General features: G+C 62.7%; 13 protein-coding genes, 1 pseudogene and 1 other annotated feature. Of the genes and pseudogenes, 13 read left to right on the top strand and 1 reads right to left on the bottom strand.

All coding sequences use genetic code 11. The annotated features are described in order from the left end of the window. Nucleotides 1–165 precede the first annotated feature (165 nt). Entirely contained in the window at nt 166–795 is a 630-nt protein-coding gene (locus tag A2G06_12005; GenBank protein ANA40873.1) for a hypothetical protein, read from the top strand. Between the two features lie 56 nt (nt 796–851). Here the strand turns inward: A2G06_12005 and A2G06_12000 are convergent, their stop codons facing one another. Further along, on the bottom strand, nt 852–2,438 hold the full coding sequence (locus A2G06_12000) for a chemotaxis protein (GenBank protein ID ANA40872.1): 1,587 nt from the start codon (nt 2,436–2,438) through the stop codon (nt 852–854). 641 nt (nt 2,439–3,079) lie between these two features. On the opposite strand from A2G06_12000, the gene A2G06_11995 reads away from it, so the two are divergent. The 12 genes and pseudogenes from A2G06_11995 to A2G06_11940 all read left to right on the top strand — a co-directional run bounded on the left by A2G06_11995 (nt 3,080) and on the right by A2G06_11940 (nt 17,925). Then, on the top strand, nt 3,080–3,418 hold the full coding sequence (locus A2G06_11995) for a transcriptional regulator (GenBank protein ID ANA41676.1): 339 nt from the start codon (nt 3,080–3,082) through the stop codon (nt 3,416–3,418). 37 nt (nt 3,419–3,455) lie between these two features. Further along, on the top strand, nt 3,456–4,844 hold the full coding sequence (locus tag A2G06_11990) for an ammonium transporter (protein ID ANA40871.1): 1,389 nt from the start codon (nt 3,456–3,458) through the stop codon (nt 4,842–4,844). Nucleotides 4,845–5,074: 230 nt separating this feature from the next. Next, entirely contained in the window at nt 5,075–5,821 is a 747-nt protein-coding gene (locus tag A2G06_11985; GenBank protein ID ANA40870.1) for a two-component sensor histidine kinase, read from the top strand. Nucleotides 5,822–5,938: 117 nt separating this feature from the next. Further along, entirely contained in the window at nt 5,939–6,724 is a 786-nt protein-coding gene (locus A2G06_11980) for an inositol monophosphatase (protein ANA40869.1), read from the top strand. Nucleotides 6,725–6,812: 88 nt separating this feature from the next. After that, on the top strand, nt 6,813–7,547 hold the full coding sequence (locus A2G06_11975) for a pilus assembly protein PilZ (protein ID ANA40868.1): 735 nt from the start codon (nt 6,813–6,815) through the stop codon (nt 7,545–7,547). A gap of 153 nt (nt 7,548–7,700) precedes the next feature. Next, nucleotides 7,701–7,807, top strand: a binding site (SAM riboswitch class I). A gap of 74 nt (nt 7,808–7,881) precedes the next feature. Then, nucleotides 7,882–9,011 (top strand): annotated as a pseudogene (locus A2G06_11970) (cystathionine gamma-synthase). A gap of 34 nt (nt 9,012–9,045) precedes the next feature. After that, nucleotides 9,046–10,182 (top strand): cystathionine gamma-synthase, encoded by a 1,137-nt coding sequence (locus A2G06_11965; protein ID ANA40867.1) that lies wholly within the window; start codon nt 9,046–9,048, stop codon nt 10,180–10,182. Between the two features lie 199 nt (nt 10,183–10,381). Then, nucleotides 10,382–12,907: a diguanylate cyclase gene (locus A2G06_11960; GenBank protein ID ANA40866.1), complete on the top strand. Its 2,526-nt coding sequence runs from the start codon at nt 10,382–10,384 to the stop codon at nt 12,905–12,907. A gap of 554 nt (nt 12,908–13,461) precedes the next feature. After that, nucleotides 13,462–15,429 carry a histidine kinase gene (locus A2G06_11955; protein ANA40865.1) on the top strand — a complete coding sequence of 656 codons (1,968 nt, stop codon included), beginning with the start codon at nt 13,462–13,464 and terminating at the stop codon, nt 15,427–15,429. Between the two features lie 28 nt (nt 15,430–15,457). Further along, the gene (locus tag A2G06_11950) at nt 15,458–16,852 is read left to right on the top strand and encodes a Fis family transcriptional regulator (protein ID ANA40864.1); all 1,395 of its coding nucleotides are present in this window, start codon (nt 15,458–15,460) and stop codon (nt 16,850–16,852) included. A gap of 505 nt (nt 16,853–17,357) precedes the next feature. Continuing rightward, nucleotides 17,358–17,549, top strand: a complete 192-nt coding sequence (locus A2G06_11945; protein ANA40863.1) for a hypothetical protein — start codon at nt 17,358–17,360, stop codon at nt 17,547–17,549. A gap of 124 nt (nt 17,550–17,673) precedes the next feature. Beyond that, complete coding sequence (locus A2G06_11940) at nt 17,674–17,925, top strand: hypothetical protein (GenBank protein ANA40862.1); 252 nt, start codon at nt 17,674–17,676, stop codon at nt 17,923–17,925.

Below are 17,925 nucleotides of genomic sequence, written 5' to 3'. Positions count from 1 at the left end.
GCCGGAAGAGTACCCGAATCTGTCTGACAAGTCATCTGAAAAGGGAGCGCCGGCGGCGACGGTGCGCCGCGTGGTGCGCCGGCTCCTTTCCGTTGACACTGCGCAACGCGGAAAGGTATCTTGAACGGGTACCGACGGGAGCCACGAAAGGGGAGCGGGGGCGGCATGAGCAAGGACAAGGACGAGCGGAAGCGACCGCAGTTGCGGCTGGTGGTGAACAACGTGGAGAAGCGGTCGGGGCGTCCGGTTGCGGGGGAAGATGATTTCATCGCCCTGGACGAACTCATTCTGCGGCGTCACGAGTTTCGCGGTCACTTCTATGCCGGGGTGGGGCGTCTTCAGGAAAAGGCGTACCGCTCGCTGGAGCGCTACCTGGAGCGAAAGGGGTGGGCCTACGGCCTGGATCCCCTGCACGGGCGGCTCATGGTCATCCCGGCCGGGCTGGTCTGCCCGGAGGCGATCGTGCCCGACAGCTCCCAGCAGGACGAGGTGCTCGTCTTTGCCGGCGAAGACCTGACCGGCGTGGGGCTCTGCCTCTCCGTGGAGATGATCATTCCCTTCTGGAGCGACGATGATGCCGTCATGGAGGACGCGCTTCTCTCGGCGCCGATCCTTCCCTACGGGATGCTTTTCCTGGAGGAGAACCGGCAGGACGGCTACCTGGACCTCATCTACCGCGTTGCGTTGCCCCTCTATCCGCCCGCTCCGACGGTGCGCGTGCTTGACAAGCTCTTTGCCGTGGCGCGGACCGAATTGGCCGAAACCCTCCGCACCCTGGCCGACTTTTCCGACTGATCCCTGCCGCACCGTTCCCCCGGCGGCTGTCGACACGCAACCGCCGGGGAAATGCCTCAGGCCCCGATCCTGAATTTACCCACCAGTTCCTGCAGCTCGCGGGCCAGGCCAGCCAGTTGGCCGGCCGCCTGAGCCGAATCCTGCGCACCGCGGGCCGTGCTCTGGACCGTATCGGTGATGTCCTGGATGTTCCTGGTAATCTCGCCGGTGGTGGCGTTCTGCTCTTCGGCGGCGGTGGCGATCTGGTTCACCTGCCCGGTCACGTCGGAGACGCGCTGGAGGATTGCCTGGAGCGATTCGCCCGAGCGCGAGGCCTCGTCGGTGCCGCGGGTGACCTCGTGAACCCCCTCCTCCATGGACGTGACCGCGCCGCGGGTCTCCTGCTGGATGCTCTTGATCATGGAGCCGATCTCTTTCGTGGCGCGGGTGGTGCGCTCGGCCAGGGCCCTGACCTCGTCGGCCACCACGGCGAAGCCGCGCCCCTGTTCGCCGGCCCGGGCCGCCTCGATGGCGGCGTTGAGGGCCAGCAGGTTGGTCTGGTCGGCAATGTCCTCAATGGTGCCGATGATCTCGCCGATCTGGTCGCTCCTGCTGCCGAGGCTTTCCACGGTCCGGGCCGTGTCCTTCACCCGGTCGGCGATGCTCGCCATGACGGCGATGGTCCGTTCCACCACTTCCGCTCCGTCCCGGGCCGTTTCGGTGGCCTGCATGGCGCCGTCGGCGGCGATTGAACAACTTCCCGCGATCTCCTGGGAGGTGGAGGCCATCTGCTCGCTGGCCGTGGCAACGGTCGTGGCCTGGCCGGCCATCGCCTCCATGCTCCGGGCCATGTCCGCAGACGTAACGTTGAGCTGGCTCGCCGCCGCCGCCAGTTGCGCCGCGTTCTGGGCGATGCGGGTGATGATGCCCTGGATGGTCGACGTGAGCCGGTTGATGCCGCTGGCCAGGTTGCCGATCTCGTCCTGGGTCCGTACGGGCAGGACCCTGGTCAGATCGCCGCCGCCGCCGGCCAGTTCGTCCACCTGGCGCGAGACATCGGCAATGGGTGCGATGATCGTCTTGCTGAAGAAGAAGTACATGCAGGCCAGGAGCACCAGAAAGAAACCGGTTCCCACCACGGCCAGCATGATGAGCAGGTGGCGGGCGCCCACATAGCCCTCTTCGATGGAGGTGGTGACCAGGAGCCCGCCCAGGTAGGCGGCGCCAGCGTCGTGACAGCTCTGACAGCGCTGCTCGTTGGGGAAGGGAAGGACGAGGCTCAGGGTGTGCTTGCCATCCATGGTTTCCTTGAATTCAAGGGTGCGGCCGGCGGCAATGGCCTGCTGGATCTTGGCGTTGGGGGTCTGGGAGGGGGTCGGCGACACCTCTTTGGCAAGCTCGTCGAAAATCCTGAGGTCCATGATGAATTTCTTACCCTTGACCTCGGAGATGAAGCGGTCCACTTCAGTGGAGTCGCCCTTCATCATGTAGCCGTCAATGTCGTGGATGATGAGCCCTGCCAGGTTACGGGCATTCTTGAGCTGGAGATCGAGGGATGACCTGAACTGAAGCCATCCTGCCACCGACCCCAGCGTGAAGAGGCCGAGCGAGAGGCATATCCCGAGGATCGCCAATACCTTGAATGCCAGTTTTTTAGCCAACATTGAAACCTCCCACTGTAAACAAGTGATGAAGAAGTTGTCGCTTGAGAGCTATGAAATTTATCGGCCGATACTAAAAAATGTTTAGTGAAAAAATAAACAAATTGTTCCTCCTTTACGATAGTTGAATGCATCACGGGACATGTCCCTTTCAGCGTCGGGCAGAACGGAGCGGGCAGTCGACCCAAACGCCCCCTTTCCGATGACGATCTTCGCAGGCTCTACGCGGCGGGAACGCATGACCGTCTGGCAGCCTGATGCGCCGCTGTTCATGGTGTGCGTAAATAATGTGCAGAATAGGGGGTGCGTAATCGGCGTGCCCCCTATTCGCATGGCCCGAAACAACCGGTGGTGCAGTAACATGCCGTAATCACGTGCCCGATTCGAGGCGAGCAAGAGTGGCACGGCCTATGCTAAACAGATCACGAACAATCCGGCACAACGCTGTGCCCGTTCATGCAGCGAAATCGAGTAACCAGGCAAAGGCGCCTTCCACCATGAGTGGAGGCGCCTTTTTTTACAGTGCAGGGAAAGGATGAGAAGCTGTGGGCGGCAGGAAGAATACCTTCACCCCCCAGCTCGACATCACATTCCACCAGGCGCAGGATCGGCTCCTGTCCCGCGTCCACATACGGAGGCACGCAATGAAGCTGATCGAGGCAATAATCAAACCGTTCAAGCTGGATGAAGTGAAGGACGCTCTCAACGAAATCGGCATCGAGGGGATCACCGTGAGCGAGGTCAAGGGATTCGGCCGCCAGAAGGGACACACCGAGCTGTATCGCGGCGCCGAGTACGTGGTTGACTTCATTCCCAAGGTTAAGCTGGAGATCGCGGTGGTCGACGAACTGGTGGCAAAGGCGGTGGAGACCATTGAAAGCACCGCCAAGACCGGACGGATCGGCGACGGCAAGATATTCATCCTTTCCCTGGACGAGGCGGTCAGGATCAGGACCGGTGAGAAGGGTGACGAAGCGATCTGATCGCACGAGATATTACAGAAATCAACAGAGGTCCATCATGACGTGGAAACGTTCGATCATCACACTGGCCCTGGCCGCCGCAGCCTTCATGGCCCCGGCCGCCCTTCTCGCCGAGGAAGTCACGGAGCCCGCCGCTGTACAGGCTGCCACCACCTCCGCCCAACAGGCCGCTCCCGCCCCTGTCGCAGCTCCGGCCGAGGCGGCGCCGTCTTCCGCCCCGGCAGCCAGGCTCGATACGGGCGACAACGCGTGGCTGCTTATTTCGTCGGCACTGGTCCTGCTGATGCTTCCCGGTCTGGCCCTGTTCTACGGCGGCATGGTGAGGAGCAAGAACATCCTCTCGACCATGATGCATTCGTTCGTCGCCATGGGTATAGTCGGCGTGCAGTGGTACGTCATGGGGTACAGCCTCGTCTTCGGCACCGATATCGGCGGTTTCGCGGGGGGGCTCAACAAGCTGCTTCTGAACGGGCTGACCCTGGAGTCGCTCCAGGGAACCATCTCCGAATACACCTTCTCCATGTTCCAGGGGATGTTCGCCATCATCACCATCGCCCTGATCTCCGGTGCCCTGGCGGAGCGGATCAAGTTCTCGGCCTACTGCGTGTTCGCCCTCATCTGGACGACCCTCGTCTATGATCCGATCGCCCACTGGGTCTGGGGCGGCGGCTGGATCGCCAAGCTTTCCCCGGCTGCCCTCGACTTTGCCGGCGGCACCGTCGTCCACCTCGCCTCGGGTGTTTCCGCCCTTGCCGCCCTGGTGTTCCTCGGCAGGCGCCACGGCTTTCCCACCGAGCGGATGGCTCCCCACAACCTTCCCTTCACCCTGCTGGGCGCCGGCCTGCTCTGGTTCGGCTGGTACGGATTCAACGCCGGCAGCGCCCTGGCAGCCAACGGCACCGCAGCGCTCGCCTTTGTGAACACCACGGTTGCTCCTGCCGCGGCCGGCCTGTCGTGGATGATCGCCGAATGGATCCACTCCGGCCGCCCCTCGGCCCTCGGCTTCGCATCGGGCGTTGTCGCCGGCCTGGTCGGCGTCACGCCGGCCGCGGGTTTCGTCACCCCCGGCTGGGCGGTGATCATCGGCCTCGGCGCCGGCGTGGTCTGCTACGGCGCGATCCTCGTCAAGGCCAGGCTCAAGTACGACGACTCCCTCGATGCCTTCGGCGTCCACGGCGTGGGCGGCACCTTCGGCGCCCTGGCAACCGGCTTGGTGGCCAGCGTCGGCGCCAAGGGGCTCATCTACGGCGAACCGGCCCAGTTCATGTCAAACCTGATCGGGATCGCGGCCGCCGGTGCCTATGCCTTCATCGTAACCCTGGCCATCGCCTTCATCCTCGACAAGACCATCGGCCTCCGGGTGGAGAAGGAAGACGAAATCATGGGCCTCGACCAGACCCAGCACTCCGAGTCGGCCTACAACTAGCGACCGCTCCCGCATCGCGAACAGACGAGCCGCTCCTTTTCGGGGCGGCTTTCCTTTTTGTGCTGAAATGGCGGGCAGCACCATGATGCAAAAAGCGGCATCGTACGGTGGCGGGCAGGGGTGAGATGCCGTAAGGGCGCGAATATATCGCATCTTCGTTCTGGCATGCCTCGTGCCTAACGGATGGTGGGGCTCTCCGCTTCGGCCCCAAACCGGATCCGGGGGGACTCATGGCAAACCTGCGTGCGAAGTACAGAGCAGAAAATGACCCCGTGGAGGGCGAACTGCTGGAGCTTCTCGCCTTCAACGAGAAAATGGCCGGGCTCGGCCGGATGGCGGCCGGTGTGGTACATGAGCTGAACACGCCCCTGTCGGTCATCGTTTCGGCCACCCAGATGATCCTCCGCGAAGAGGGGCTGCCCGATTTCGTGCGCGACATGGTGGAGCGGGTCAACCAGGAGGCCCACCGGCTGGCTGACATGACCAGGGGGATCCTCTCCTTTACCCGGCGGGACGCACACGACCACCGGGAATCGGACGTGAACCAGGTGCTCCGGGAGGCCATGACCCTGTTGCGTTACGAGGCCCGGAAACGCTCCATCGCCGTGATCGAAGACCTGGATTACCGTCTCCCCGTCATTGCCGCCGACCCCAACCGGGTGAAGCAGGTCATCATAAACCTGGTCATGAACGCCCTCCAGGCCATGGGAGAGGGGGGAACGCTCTTCATCCGCACCAGCCGGAACGGGAAAGGGGGAGTAACGGTGCAGGTGGCGGATACGGGCCCCGGCATCCCGGCTGAACTGCTGGGGCACATCTTCACTCCCTTTTTCACCACCAAGGAACCGGGGGAGGGGACCGGCCTGGGGCTGTTCATCACCCGCAAACTCATGGAGTCGGTGGGCGGGGCCATCGCGGTGGAAAGCGCGGTGGGCGAGGGGACAACCTTTACGCTCACCTTTGCCGCCGCCGAGTGAGTCTGTCTGGCACATCCCGATGCAAAGTCGCGCAACCACGGCTCGGACCGCTTTTTTGTCGCGTGAAACGCGGCTGTTTGCTATAACCCCTCAAGCACCATTCACCGGGAGAATGCCATGAACGCCACGTATCTCGCCGTTGCCGCCGAGGCTGCCCGCCGGGCCGGAAAACTCCAGCGCGAGCGTCTCTGGACCGACCACGACATCCGCTACAAGGGGGAGATCGACCTGGTCACCGAGGTCGACGAGGCCTGCGAGGAGTTGATCGTCGCCACCATCCGCGCCGCCTTCCCCGACCATGACATCCTGGCCGAGGAGCAGACCAGGGAGACGGGCACCTCCCGGTACCGCTGGATCGTGGACCCCCTGGACGGCACCACCAACTATGCCCACGGGTTCCCGTGGTTCTGCGTCTCCATCGCCCTGGAGATCGACGGGGAGATGGCCGTCGGCGTGGTCTATCAGCCGGTCATGGACGAGCTCTTTTCCGCCGTGAAGGGGGAGGGGGCCTTCGTGAACGGCAGGCCCATCCACGTCTCGTCCCGGGCTCCCCTGAATCAGTGCCTGCTGGCCACGGGCTTCCCCTATGACCGGACCCGTGGCAACGAAAACAACATCGACAACTTCTACTGCTTTCAGTTTGCGGCCCGGGCCGTGCGCCGGGCCGGCGCCGCGGCCCTCGACCTGGCCTGCGTCGCCGCCGGCAGGCTCGACGGCTACTGGGAGCTCAAGCTCAAGCCGTGGGACGTGGCCGCCGGTTGCCTCCTGGTGACCGAAGCGGGGGGGCGGGTCACCACCCACAACGGCGACCCCTTCTCCGTGTCAGAACACCGCATCCTGGCCTCCAACGGCCTGATCCACGACGAAATGCTGGCGGTGCTGGCGGCGGGAGGCACCCGCTGAACGGCTGTTTCTCCGTATATGCTGTGCGTGCCCATGGACGATGGTGCGATGCTGGGCGTATATCCATCTATTTCCCGTGGAGAATGCAATGGCAGAACGTAATGTAGAGCCGACAACGGCCGATGAGCCCGTCCGCCTGGTATTCGTGGTGGAGGGGCGGGTAGCCGTGGCTCCGTATCTCGACGCAGTGCGGGGCGAGGTGGGGGCCGTGACGGTCGTCTCCTCCATCGAAGAGCTCTTTATCCTCATGGCTCGGGAGGCATTCAACGGCATCCTTCTGGACGTTCCCACCCTGGTTCGGGCAACCGGCACCGAAAAGGCATCCCTCTACGATCTGATTCAGGTGTTTCCCACGCTCCGGGTGAAGTGGGATTCCCGCTCCGCCACGGTGCGGGCACTTTTCTACGATCGCGTCCCCGGCCCCGACGCCGGGCTCGGGAGCTTCGTCCGCCAGGTGTGTGCCCACTTCACCCCCCGCATCATTCGTCTGCGGGACCGGGTTGCCGTGCACCTGAACGTGATGGTTTCGGAAACCCCGTCGTTCAGCCCGGAAGAGGTGATCCGCACGGTCAGCCTCAATCTCTCCCTCGACGGGTGCTTCCTCATTGCCGTCGATCCCTGGCCCCTGGGAGCCAGGCTCTGGCTTCGCATGCTGGAATTCGGCGACCAGACGCCCATCGCGGCGGAGGTGCGCTGGCGCAAGCCGTGGGGGGTGTCGCCGGGCATAGCCGGTGCCGGGGTCAGGTTTCTGGCGCTCACGGATGAGCAGAAGAACTGTATTGTTGATTTGTGTGAGCATAATAGGGTGATATGCGGTATCTGAGACTGACGCATTATCGCCCGAGGCGGATTGATGTGATTCTTTGTAGAAAATAATCAAAATAAGATTTACTGATGCCTATTAAATTGGTAAAGTATTTTGCGATTTGAAGGCATGTCGGGCAGCACGAGCTTAACCCACAACAGAATACGGCTTAACTTATCAAGAGCGACCGAGGGACAGGCCCGGTGACGTCGCGGCAACCTCCCCATGGGGGGAAGGTGCCAATTCCTGCGGAACCGACAGGTTTCGGGAGATAAGGAAGAGCGTGACACCTCACGGTGAATCGAATCCTCTTCCGCACCCCGGAAGGGGATTTTTCATTGTGGAGGAAACCATGAACATCGCGACGCAGGCAGCACAGATCGGGCTCGACTGGGATACCCGCACCGGGGCGGTGACGGTGCCCATCTACCAGACCGCCACGTTCCGGCATCCGGGGCTGGGCCAGAGCACGGGCTACGACTATTCCCGCTCAGGCAACCCCACGCGCCAGGCCCTGGAAGAGGGGATCGCCCGGCTGGACGGCGGCGCCAGGGGATTTCCCTGCTCTTCAGGAGCGGCGACCACCTGGTGGTGACCGAGGATCTCTATGGGGGCACCTGCCGCCTCTTCGACCAGATCCTGGTCCAGTACGGCCTCTCGTTCACCTATGTGGACACGAGCGATCCAGAGGCGGTGCGGGGCGCCATCCGTCCCGAGACCAGGGCCCTGTTCGTGGAGTCCCTCACCAACCCGCTCCTCAAGGTGGCAGATGTCGCGGCCCTCTCGGCGCTCTGCCGCGAGCGGGGGCTCCTTTGTATCGTGGACAACACCTTCCTCACTCCCTATCTCCTGCGGCCCCTGGATCTCGGGGCCGACATCACGGTCTACAGCGGCACCAAGTACCTGTCAGGGCACAACGACACGGTGTCGGGGCTGGTCGCGGTCAGGGATCAGGTCCTGGCCGACCGGGTCTACTTTCTCCAGAATTCCGTGGGCGCAGTGCTGGGGCCCCAGGATGCGTGGCTCACCATCCGGGGGATGAAGACCCTGTCGGTGCGGCTGGACCGCCAGCAGGAAAACGCCGGCCGGATCGCCGAATGGCTGGCGCGGCATCCGCGGGTGCGGCGGGTCTTCTATCCGGGGCTGCCGGACCATCCGGGACACGAACTGCTGGCGCGCCAGGCCCGGGGCTTCGGCGCCATGATTGCTTTCGAGGTGGACGACAAGGCCCTGGTGGAGCGTGTGCTTCTCAATACGGAGCTGATATCCTTCGCGGAAAGTCTCGGCGGCGTTGAAACCCTGATCACCTTCCCCCAGGTCCAGACCCATGCGGACATCCCGCCGGCGGTCCGGGAGCGGCTCGGCATCAATGACGTGCTCCTGCGCCTTTCGGTGGGGATCGAAGATGCGGACGACCTCATCGCCGACCTGGACCAAGCGTTTGGAGGCGAAAGCCAGAGACCAGGGCCCGGAAACCGGTAAAGGCTTTCAAATCGCTTATCGAAAGGAGTCCTGTATGAAATTCGGCACCCGCATCATCCATACGGGCCGTGAGATCGATCCGACCACCGGAGCGCTCTCGGTTCCCATTTACCAGACGTCCACCTATCGGCAAGAATCGGTGGACCATTTCGGCAAGTACGATTACGCCCGCTCGGACAACCCCACCCGCGAGGCCCTGGAAGAGACCGTGGCCCAACTGGAGAACGGGACCCGCGGGTTCGCCTTCGCCTCGGGCATGGCCGCCATCTCCTCCACGCTGCTCCTGTTTTCGCCCGGGGATCACCTGGTGGTCTGCGAGGATGTCTACGGCGGCACCTTCCGGGCGCTGACCCAGCTTTTCAGCCGGCTGGGGGTCGAGTCCACCTTCGTGGATGCCACGGACACGGCCGCCATTGAGGCGGCCTTCCGCCCGAACACCAAGGGCCTCTACCTGGAGACCCCCTCCAACCCCCTCATGAAAATCACCGACCTGGCCGCTGCGGCCCGCCTGGCCCGGGAGCGGGGGGCCATCACCCTGGTGGACAACACCTTTATGACCCCCTATCTGCAGCGGCCCCTGGACCTGGGCTGCGACGTGGTGCTCCACAGTGGTACCAAGTTCCTGAACGGCCACAGCGACGTGATCTGCGGCTTTGCCGTGGTAAGGGACCCGGAGTTGGGGCAGCGGATCAGGTTCATCCAGAACGCTTTCGGCGCTATCCTGGGCCCCCAGGATTCATGGCTCGTGCTGCGGGGCATCAAGACCCTGCGGGTCCGGATGGAGGAAAGCCAGGCCGGGGCGATCAATATTGCCGGCTGGCTGGCTGGGGAAAAGCGGGTGACCCGGGTCTTCTACCCCGGACTTCCCGGTCACCCGGGTCACGACATTCATGGCCGGCAGGCGTCGGGGCCCGGCGCGGTCCTGTCGTTCACCCTGGATACGGTCGAGACCACCCGCCGCCTGCTGGAGGGGATGCGTCTGGCCGCCTTTGCCGTGAGCCTCGGCGGGGTGGAAAGCATCATCTCCTATCCCGCCAGAATGTCCCATGCGGCCATGCCGCCGGCCGAGCGGGCCGCCCGGGGGATCGGCGATACCCTGGTACGGCTTTCCGTGGGGCTTGAGGATGCCGACGATCTCGTGGCCGAGATGGACCGCCTGATCAACGGCTGACAGAACTCTCCATCGACAGGGGAACTTGACGAAAGGACCGGCGTTTTTGTCTGGCATCAGTTTTTATCTATTTCCCACTCAACTTCCTGCGGGTTTCGCCGATATCTGTAACAAGGTGCACTGTGGTCCGCTCCCCCGTCCCTTATCACGCAGTGGGGCATCAGCCAGGTGAGCTTTCCTTGAAAGGACAGAGGCGGTAATGAAGATTCGGAGCACCCTCACGGCCGGCTGTTTTGGCTTTGCCCTGCTCACGGGGCTGGTCGGCTATTTCGGCGGCAGCGCCATCACCAGGATCAGCGGCGAGTTCGACGCGGTAACGCGGGATGGCCTGCCTGCCATCAAGACTCTCCACGACATCCGTTATGCGGGAGTGCGCATTGTCGCCTCCACCAGCGAGTTTGCGCTGGTGAGCATGGTCGGCCGGGACCGGGCCGCCCGCCAGCAGGCCGAGGAAGAAAAGGAGCTCCTGGAACAGGGAGCCGGCCTGTACCAGTCCGCGTTTTCCACCCTGAAAGACCTTTCCGAGCGTTTTGACCCCGAAGCACAGCAATATGTCCAGGAAATCGACCGGGCCGGCAAAGATCTCATGGCCCTCAGCGCCGAGTCCATGGAGACGGCGCGCCGCGCCGGCGCCCATTCGGCGATTCTGGAGGTAAAGGAGCGATTCGAGGCTTCGGAGAGACGCTTCCTCGACGTTGTCAACCGTGCCATCGCCCTCGAACGGCGGCAGCTCGCCATGCGCCAGCAGGAAGTCCACAACGCCATCACGTTTGCGCTGTTCACCCTCAGCGCGGCATCGGCAGTGGCGTTCGTCTTTGCCGTGGCTGGCGGCTCTTTGTCGGCGATATTGATTTCACGCCCCATAGCGCTTCTGCAGGAAGGGGTCGAGCGGGTCGGGCAGGGAGTCCTCGACACCCGCATCGACATCAGCAGCACCAACGAGATCGGCAGGCTTGCCAACGCCTTCAACCGCATGACCACGGAGCTCCGGACGGCCAAGGACGAAATCACCACGGCGCGCAACTACCTGGACAACGTGATCTGCTCCATGGTCGACGCCCTCCTGGTGGTGGATACCAACGGCACGGTCATGAACGTGAACCCCGCCCTCTGCGGCCTGCTCGGCTACCGGGAGAACGAGTTGATCGGCCGTTCCTTTTCGACCATCCTGGCCGACGGGGACCACGGACGGAGCATCATTGCCGAAATGGCCGAACAGGGTCAGGTTCCCGACCGGGAGCTCCTCTACCGGAGCCGCCAGGGGGATATGATCCCGGTGGTTCTGTCCGGCGGCGCCATGCGGAACCAGGACGGCGAGGTGTGCGGCATCGTCTGCATCGCCCACGACATGCGGGAGCGTAAGCGAAGCGAGGAGGAAATCCGGCGTCTCGCCTACTTTGATCCCCTCACCGGCCTGCCGAATCGGGCGCTGTTCCAGGACCGCGTCAGCCACGCCCTGGCCGTGGCCAGCCGGGAGGAGGGGACGGTGGCGCTGCTGTTCCTGGACCTGGACCGGTTCAAGGACGTCAACGACACCCTCGGCCACGCCATGGGTGACCTGCTCCTGACATCGGTGGCTGACCGGCTCAAGGCTCACGTGCGGGTCAGCGATACCCTGGCCAGGCTGGGCGACGACGAATTCGTGGTGATCCTGACCGGCGCGCGGGATGAGCGTGGGGCGAGCATCGTGGCCCAGTCGCTCCTGGACCTGCTCACCCCTCCCTTCGACCTGGAAGGGGAGGAGGTGTTCATCTCCACCAGCATCGGCATCGCCCTGTTCCCGTCCGACGGCGAGGACGGCAACGTCCTCCTTTCGCGGGCCGATATGGCGCTGCATGCCGCCAAGGACGCGGGCCGCAACGTCTATCGTTTCTACAGCGACGACATGAACCGCTCCGCCCAGGACCGGCGGGGTCTTGAGGACAGTCTGCGGCGCGCCCTGGCCAATGGGGAGTTCTATCTCGATTATCAGCCCCAGATCGATATGCATACCGGCGGGGTCTTCGGCGTCGAGGCGCTTCTGCGCTGGAATCACCCCGAGGATGGCCTCATCCCGCCCGGGCGCTTCATCCCCGCAGCCGAGGAGATGGGGTTCATCCGCCGCATCGGCGAGTGGGTCATGCGGGCTGCCTGCCTCCAGTGCCGTGCCTGGCAGGAGTCGGGCCTCCCTCCGGTCAGGGTGGCCGTGAACGTATCGGGGCACCAGTTCAACCAGCCCGGGTTCATCGACATGGTCGACCGGGTCCTGGAGGATACCGGCCTCGATCCCACCCTCCTGGAGCTGGAGTTGACCGAAAGCACCCTGCTCGAAGGCGCCCGGGACACCATCATGACCCTTATCGACCTGAAGGTGAGGGGAATTCATCTGGCCATCGACGACTTCGGCACCGGGTATTCGTCCCTCAGCTACCTGAAGCACTTTCCCATCGACCGGCTCAAGATCGACCGCTCCTTTGTCCGCGACATCGTCTCCGACCTGGACGACCGGGCCATCGTTGAGGCGATCATCGCCATGGCCCACAGCCTGGGGCTGCGGGTCCTGGCCGAAGGGGTCGAGCGGGAAGATGAGCTGGAGCTGTTGCGGGAGCGGGGATGCGACGAGGTGCAGGGGTATTACTTCGGCAGGCCCATGTCGGCCCGTGACGTGGAGGCGCGCCTGAGGGCGTCGTCGCCCGCGCGCGGGACCGCGCCCCTACGACTGATAGCCAGGGCCGAAGAGGGGTAGCACTCCCCGCAATACTGGCCGAGGTGCCATATCCGCCACTCATGTCACCTACTGTCGTCCCACGAACATGAACGTCCCCTGGGGTATTCCTGGTTATCGTAGACGACACCAGCGCCCCACCACATCTTCCATCCCCGCATGGTGTACATAGAGGGGTAGTAGTCGAAAAGCAAAGGCAGTTAAAGAAAAAACAAAACGCCGTGTGTGCCCTACTCAATTCCCCTAACATCACTAACACCTTTTCATAAATCAATTACCTTCCTTGTTCAATCAGGAAAACCCCTATACCCTGTGGCCGCGGGGCCGCGTTTCAGGCGATGGTTGACGGGAGTCGCTTCGATGGCTCTGATGGTTCGGGCTGCGAGAAATTGCAGAACCAGGATCATTATCGGAATAGCACGCAAAAGTTGGCTGATTGAGCATAATTAATGGTAAGTGTCCCTCCAGCCACGGCGTCAAAAAGAGACGTTTTCGCAAATATGCAAAAACAACTGGATTTTTTTTTGATGTTTACATACTATTCTCCGTGACTCCGCACAGATGGAAGAGGTCCCATGCGTCGGTATCTGTTCAGCTTCATGACCAATCTAAAACTTCGCTGGAAGATGCTGGTGCTGGTGATGCCGCTGGTGATCATTCCCATTTTCGTGGTGGGCGGGGTGATCGGCTACATCTCCACCAAGCAGGCCTACCGGGGGATCACCCAGACCTCCCGGGACGACCTGGAGCACATGGCCAGCTTCACCATCGATCTCCTCAATTCCCACTACCAGCAGTTCCAGGTCTACAAGCAGGACAAGATGCGGACCGTGCACCTGGAACTGGCCACCCTCACCAATCTTTCCTACAACCTGGTCGAGGCCCAGGACCGCCAGTACCGGGCCGGCAAGGTCGATCTGCCCACCGCCAAGGAGGAGGCCCGCAAGGCCCTCAAGCGGGTCAGCGTCGGCATGACCGGGTATATCTACGCCATGACCACCAAGGGGCTGCTGGAAGTCCACGTGGCACGTGAAGGGGAGAACGTCTACGACGAGAAGGACGAGAACGGCCGCCCCTTTATCCGGATCATGTGCGAGAACGCGCTCAAGGCCAAGCCGGGTGAGGTGCTCTATATCGTCTACCCCTGGCGCAACGAGGTGCTGGGAGACAAGTACCCCCGCAAGAAGGTGGTGGCTTACCGATACTTCCCCCAGTGGGACTGGATCATCGCGTCGGGCGGCTATCTGGAGGAGACCTACGAGGACGTGGCCTTCGAGCGCCGCTCCTTTGCCGAGCTGAAGGAGAAGATCCGGAGCAAGAAGGTGGGGGAGACCGGCTACATCTTCTGCATGGACGATACGGGGACCTTTACCGTTCACCCCTCGGGCGAGGGGCAGAATTTCCTCAATGCCGTCGACTCCAGCGGCAACAAGTTCATCAAGGAGATGGTGGAGAAGAAGCGCGGGTGGATTCGCTACCCCTGGCGCAACAAGGGAGACGCGTCGCCGCGGATGAAGCTCGTGCGCTACGACTACTTCAAACCCTGGGGATGGATCGTGGCAGTCGGGTCCTACGAGGACGAGTTCTACCGGGAGGCCAACAAGATCCGGGGGCGCATCGTCACCACCATGACGCTGCTGACCATCCTCACCGGACTCGTGGCAACGGGGCTGGTTTTCCTCGCGGCCAAGGTGTTCACCGACCCCATCAACTACATGATCGACGTGATCAGAAAGGTCAAGAAGGGGCGGCTGGACGAGCAGATGGAAGTGGACACCGGCGACGAGTTGGGCGAGCTTGCCGGCGCCTTCAACCGGATGACCACCATCATCCGCCAGAACAAGGAGATGGAGGCGAGCCTGGCCCAGCAGGGGAAGATGGCGTCGCTCGGCGTCCTCTCCTCGGGCGTTGCCCATGAGATCAACAATCCCCTGGGGGTGATCCTCGGCTATGCCTCGTACCTGGAGTCGAAGATCACCGAAGGTGACCCGACCTACAAATATATCCACGAGATCAAGCGCGAGAGCAAGCGGTGCAAGAAGATCGTCCAGGATCTCCTCTCCTACGCCCGGACCCCCAAGCCTGCCCTGGAGTCCACCGACATCAATGACCTCCTGGGGCAGATCGTGGGGTTTGCCGCCAACCACACCGACATGCACCACGTGACCGTGGTCCGGGAGTTCGCGCCCGACCTGCCGCCGGTCATGGCCGACGGGGACCAGATCCGCCAGGTGGCCATCAACCTGATCCTCAATGCCGGCTCCGCCATGACCGCCGGCGGCGTCCTCACCGTCCGGACGTTCCTGGACCAGGAGCAGTACGTGAACATCGTGTTCAGCGACACCGGCTGCGGCATTCCCCGCGAGGACCAGGAGCGGATCTTCGAGCCGTTCTTCACCACCAAGACCAAGGGGACCGGCCTGGGGCTCGCCATTACGCGCCAGATCGTGGAGATGCACCACGGTCGCATCGCCATCGACAGCGAGGTGGGGCGCGGCACCGACGTCACCGTGCGCCTGCCCCTGGAGCCGGAAGAGCTGTAGCGTTCATTACCGTTGAGAGGTGCCGATCATGTCAGACAAAAAGCGCATCATGCTTATCGATAACGAAGAAGGGCTCTGCCGCATGATGGAGGCGGTGCTCGCCGACAGCGGCTATGCAGTGAAGGGGTATACCCGTTCCTTCGAGGCGGTGGAGGAGTTCAAGGCCGGCGACTGGGACCTGGTGGTGAGCGACATCAAGATGCCCGGCATGGACGGCCTCGAGGTGCTCCAGCGGATCAAGGCCAAGGATCCCCTCATCCCGGTCATCATGATCACCGCCTACGCCACGGTGGAGACCTCGATCCAGGCGCTCCGGCGGGGGGCCTACGACATGGTCACCAAGCCCTTCGAGCCCGAGGAGCTCCTCTACCGGGTCAAGAACGCCCTCAAGCACACCCAGCTTCTGGAAGAGAACCGGGAACTGCGGGAAGAGCTGGTGGGCAAGTTCCGCTTCGACAACATCATCGGCGCATCCACCGGACTCAAGGAGGTGCTGGACAAGGTGGAGAAGATCGCCATCCGCGATACGTCGGTCCTGATCACCGGCGAGTCCGGGACCGGCAAGGAACTCATCGCCCAGGCCATCCATTACAATTCGCTGCGCAAGGAAAAGAAGTTCGTGGCCATCAACTGCGGGGCGCTGCCCGAATCGCTGCTGGAGAGCGAGCTGTTCGGCTATCGCAAGGGGGCCTTTACCGGCGCCAAGGAGAACCGCCAGGGGCTCCTGGAGGCGGCCGACGGCGGCACGCTCTTTCTGGACGAGGCGGGCAACCTCCCCATGAACGTGCAGAAGACGCTGCTCCGCTTTCTCCAGGAGCAGGAGTTTCTGCGCATCGGCGACACCACCCCCACCAAGGTCGACGTGCGGATCATCTCCGCCACCAATGCCGAGCTGAAGGAGGCGGTCAAGAGCGGTGCCTTCCGCGAAGACCTCTACTACCGGCTCAACGTGCTGAATCTTCATCTGCCCCCCCTGCGGGAGCGGCGGGCCGACATCCCGCTGCTGGCGGCCCACTTCATCACGCTGCAGAACAAGAAATTCGGCACCGCCATCAAGGGGCTCGCCCCGGACGCCCTGGAGGCGGTCATGGAGTTCTCCTGGCCCGGGAACATCCGCCAGCTCAAGAACGTGATCGAGGCCTGCACCGCCATGGAAAACGGCGACTATCTCTCGCTTCCGGTCCTCTCCCAGTTCATCGAGATCCCCCTCCTCGCGGGCGGGGACGAGGAGGGCGTTGCCGGCGAGCTGGAAGAGAGCGACTACTCCCAGGCCCTGTCGCGCTTCGAGATCGACTATCTGAAGGGGCTCCTGCGCAAAAATCACGGCAACGTGGAGGCGGCAGCCCGCGATGCGGGGATGAACATGGCCACCATCTACCGCAAGCTCAAGAAGTACAATATCCGCCGTGAAGACTATGTCTGACGGCCCGTGGGGGCCCCTCGGGGGCGCTCTCCCCTGCCGGCCGCACGATGACGTTCACTCCGTTCTCACCGTTGAGACGGGTTTGCATTTCTGCAAAACCTTCTGCCGCGGCCGTTGCAGCCCTGCAATCCTTTACGCCGATAACCGGAACGCCCTGAAATCATGAGGTATTGCCGGGGCGTCCTCCGCCGGCGGCACCCCCCTGCCGTCTCCGTAACCTCCCCGGCGGTCCCGGTACCCTTGCACGAGTGCAAAAACGACGTTCTAGCCTGTTCCTCCCCAGCGCCTCCCATGGTTCCCATTGTCATAGATAACGTATTGAAAATACATACTTAAAAAAACAATAAAAGCCTATTCACGTAATTGGTATACAGGTTGCTCTAGGGATAGGCAGTTACTCCTTCATTGCATGGGACAGGGTCGGGGATGGTGACGACCAGATGATCCGGCTCTCATCCCATGCGCGTCAATCGGACCGGACACGGTTTAAGAGATAGAGGTATCCATGAAGGACGGAATAGTCTGCCCCTTCTACGGTAAGAGCGATGACATCTGCGATGTGGGCTGCGGGTACATCTCGCCCCACGACGTCAACATGATCATCAAGTTCTGCAGCTGCCGCTACCGCGAGTGCATGAAGTACCAGGAGCTGGCCGAGCGGTTTCCCCACGACATCCTCACACCCGTCAAGTGTTGACCATACAAGGAGGAAGACACCATGCTGTACAACATGAGCCTGCATCTTCACGGACCGTACATTCTCTATGCCCTCACATTCGTTGCAGCGTTAACGGTTATATCGTTCGTAAAGGAGAAGAGAGATGAGCGAAAAAGAGCTTGAACTGCTGGCAAGGATCGAGGAGCTCGAGCGGCACACCTGGCGCAACAGCGCCATCCTTCGGGCGGTCGCCATGGTTGCTGGTACGGCCATGATCGGCATCATCGTCGCCTCCGGCGTGGTCGGCGGCGGTCACGGCAGCCACTGGACCGGCCCCGCGTGGAACACCATGTGGCTCTACGGCCTGTTCGCGGCCAATGCGGTGTCCATGTTCTGGACCACCCACAAGGATTAG

The organism is Geobacter anodireducens (assembly GCA_001628815.1).
Taxonomy (GTDB): domain Bacteria; phylum Desulfobacterota; class Desulfuromonadia; order Geobacterales; family Geobacteraceae; genus Geobacter; species Geobacter anodireducens.
The sequence above is the reverse complement of the archived record's forward strand: the minus strand, read 5'-3'. Positions and strand labels throughout refer to the sequence as shown.

Excerpts from the sequence above, each read along its gene's own strand:
- A2G06_11990 (ANA40871.1), top strand. The coding sequence starts at position 3,456 with ATGACGTGGAAACGTTCGATCATCACACTGGCCCTGGCCGCCGCAGCC.
- A2G06_11950 (ANA40864.1), top strand. The coding sequence starts at position 15,458 with ATGTCAGACAAAAAGCGCATCATGCTTATCGATAACGAAGAAGGGCTC.
- A2G06_11995 (ANA41676.1), top strand. The coding sequence starts at position 3,080 with ATGAAGCTGATCGAGGCAATAATCAAACCGTTCAAGCTGGATGAAGTG.
- A2G06_11955 (ANA40865.1), top strand. The coding sequence starts at position 13,462 with ATGCGTCGGTATCTGTTCAGCTTCATGACCAATCTAAAACTTCGCTGG.
- A2G06_11975 (ANA40868.1), top strand. The coding sequence starts at position 6,813 with ATGGCAGAACGTAATGTAGAGCCGACAACGGCCGATGAGCCCGTCCGC.
- A2G06_12005 (ANA40873.1), top strand. The coding sequence starts at position 166 with ATGAGCAAGGACAAGGACGAGCGGAAGCGACCGCAGTTGCGGCTGGTG.
- A2G06_12000 (ANA40872.1), bottom strand. The coding sequence starts at position 2,438 with ATGTTGGCTAAAAAACTGGCATTCAAGGTATTGGCGATCCTCGGGATA.
- A2G06_11965 (ANA40867.1), top strand. The coding sequence starts at position 9,046 with ATGAAATTCGGCACCCGCATCATCCATACGGGCCGTGAGATCGATCCG.
- A2G06_11960 (ANA40866.1), top strand. The coding sequence starts at position 10,382 with ATGAAGATTCGGAGCACCCTCACGGCCGGCTGTTTTGGCTTTGCCCTG.
- A2G06_11980 (ANA40869.1), top strand. The coding sequence starts at position 5,939 with ATGAACGCCACGTATCTCGCCGTTGCCGCCGAGGCTGCCCGCCGGGCC.
- A2G06_11940 (ANA40862.1), top strand. The coding sequence starts at position 17,674 with ATGAGCGAAAAAGAGCTTGAACTGCTGGCAAGGATCGAGGAGCTCGAG.
- A2G06_11945 (ANA40863.1), top strand. The coding sequence starts at position 17,358 with ATGAAGGACGGAATAGTCTGCCCCTTCTACGGTAAGAGCGATGACATC.
- A2G06_11985 (ANA40870.1), top strand. The coding sequence starts at position 5,075 with ATGGCAAACCTGCGTGCGAAGTACAGAGCAGAAAATGACCCCGTGGAG.